The 518-nt window shown below is 36.3% G+C and carries 1 protein-coding gene; it reads left to right on the top strand.

The window, feature by feature from the left end; all coding sequences use genetic code 11:
• Positions 1–518: ParB-like helix-turn-helix domain-containing protein (locus AC3G7N_RS22640; RefSeq protein WP_489424343.1), on the top strand; the 518-nt coding region annotated here is incomplete at both ends.

Raw genomic sequence — 518 nt, forward strand, 5'->3', positions numbered from 1 at the left:
CGTAATTGTACAGGACATGACCGACACAGAGACTGCCTCTGTAGCATTAATTGAAAACCTTCAGCGGGAAGAGTTAACGGTTGTTGAAGAAGCACGTGCATATGCCAGACTAATTGAATTACACTCCATTACACAGGAAGCACTCGCGCAGCGCTTAGGGAAAAGTCAGTCAACAATTGCAAATAAACTAAGGTTGTTAAAACTGGATGATGCTGTTCAGCAGGCATTATTAAATAAGTCTATTACAGAACGTCATGCAAGAGCATTGATAAAAGTAAAGGATTTAGAGAAACAGTCTACACTGTTAAATGAAATCATTGAACATGACCTTAATGTTAAACAAACAGAAGAAAGAATAGACAAAATAGAAAATAAAAAGGAAGAACCAAAAAAGAAGAAGCCGAAGTTAAAGGGCGTAAATAAAGATATGAGAATTGCAGTCAATACAATTAGACAATCATTATCCATGGTGACCGATACTGGAATTGATGTTGAAACTGATGAAAAGGATTTAGATG

Source organism: Virgibacillus carmonensis, assembly GCF_057836705.1.